General features: G+C 69.0%; 1 protein-coding gene. It reads right to left on the bottom strand.

All coding sequences use genetic code 11. The annotated features are described in order from the left end of the window. A partial coding sequence (locus tag ACSLTV_RS36020) for a S8 family serine peptidase (protein WP_435613724.1) occupies window positions 1-711 on the bottom strand: 711 nt, incomplete at its 3' end. Between the last annotated feature and the right edge of the window lie 1,034 nt (window positions 712-1,745).

Below are 1,745 nucleotides of genomic sequence, written 5' to 3'. Positions count from 1 at the left end.
GCTGGTCTTGCACAGGCCGGTCTTGCCGCCGCAGGCGTGGACCATGTCCTCGCCGGGGGCTGACACGTCGACCTGCGGCCCGTATTGGGACCAAGCGGTGCGGCGCAGGTCCTTTCCGACCGCCGCGACGCCTACGACACCAGGCGTGGCTCCTGGGTATTCGGGCTGGTTTCCCTCGTCCCCGCTGTTTCCCACGGCAGCGAAAACGAGCGATCCGTGATCGAGGGCGTACTTCACAGCCGCTGTTTCTTCGGGGGAGTGGGCCGTCGAGCCTGCGGAGATGTTGATGACCTGAGCGCCCGAGTCAACCGCGAAGCGAATGGCTTTGCTTGTGTAGCTCGGGCCGGCGAATGGACTGTCGTCATGTACGTCCGGCATGCGGATAGGAAGGATCTCGGCGCCGGGAGCGAGGCCGTAGGCGCCCTTTCCATCTCCGTACGCCCCAGTCCCAGCGATCAGGCCGGCCATCCCGGTGCCATGGCCGTTGTAGTCGGTGTGCTCGTCCCCCGGCTGTTTCACGGCCAGGTCCTTGCCGGGCAGCACGCGACCCTTCAGGTCCGGATTATCCGGGTCGACTCCAGTGTCCACGACAGCGACAGTGATGCCCTCACCCGTGCTGATCTTCCACATCTCGTCAGCGTGCATCGCCTCCAAGAACCACTGCTGCTCACGGGTTGACTCGGCGGTGGCTGGCGGCGCTGCCGAACCCATCAGCAGCAGGGCGAGGACGGCCACTGCCGCAGCGTGGCGGCCCGTGCATCGGGTGCCTCTGGTGCGCGTCAACTCAGCTTGCTCCGTTCCCCGGATCCCCGTACCACGTCAGTCGATGACCGGCGGAACGGCACGGCGGTCGTTTTTCTGCCAGGTCGCATCATCCTCGACCGTGCGCCGTGGGTGCCCGCTCCCTGCGCTGTTGGTCGTTGCTCTCGACGCAGGCTGAGGTGAACTGTTGGCATTACGGCGAGCTCCGTCCTCTCGCGCTTGCGTGCCGTTGGCCGCGCTGGCCCCCACCACGCCTCGCTGCCCAGCGCGGGGCACGGGCGCGACGCCCGGGGGTGGGCGGGTGCTCGCCTCCGACGACCAGCCCTCGGGGGAGGGCGCCCGCGGGCCTTCCTGCCGGGGGCGTGACAGGGCGCCCACCGACGATGCCGTTGGACGGGCCGTTCGGAGCCCGACCGGAACTGTGCGGGGGAACGCTGCGGTTCGGCGGCAAGGATGGTTGCCCTGCCACCGGTCCCCTTCCAGTCCCTGTCGGGCCGCTTTGGCCTGCGGCCGGGATGCCCTGCCTAGGTGTTCCGGTGACCGGTGTGACTGGCCCGGCCGCACCACTGACTGCCCGGCCTGCTCTCAGCCCCGGAGACGTTCCCCTGCCGTTGCCGAGCGCGGGCGGAATCACCCCTGGCTGCGATGGGGTCTCGTGCTTCACCTGGTCGGCGAAGGGCAGTCCGCTGTGTCCCTCGGTACGGGCCGGCTGGCCCTGTGGCGGCAACACGCTCACTGAGTCGATGTCGAGGTGGGGCGCCGGAGCGGTGCTCAGCGTGGACTGCTGAATCGTGGCTGCCTCTGACACGTCCGGCACCTGTCCGCGAGCGGCGCTGATCGGAGCATGGGCCCCAGGCGCCGTGGGACCAGCATCGCTGCGGCTGCCGGTCTGCCTGCTGCCTTCGCCCGTCGTGGCGAAGCCGACCGCGCCTGGTCGACTCAAATCGTCCGACCTGACATTCCGTGGTGGCTGCACCACATCA

The sequence above is a fragment of the Streptomyces sp. bgisy159 genome (assembly GCF_965341775.1).
Classification (GTDB): Bacteria; Actinomycetota; Actinomycetes; order Streptomycetales; family Streptomycetaceae; genus Streptomyces.
Note: the sequence above shows the minus strand (reverse complement) of the source record. Positions and strands in the feature narration are given on the sequence as shown.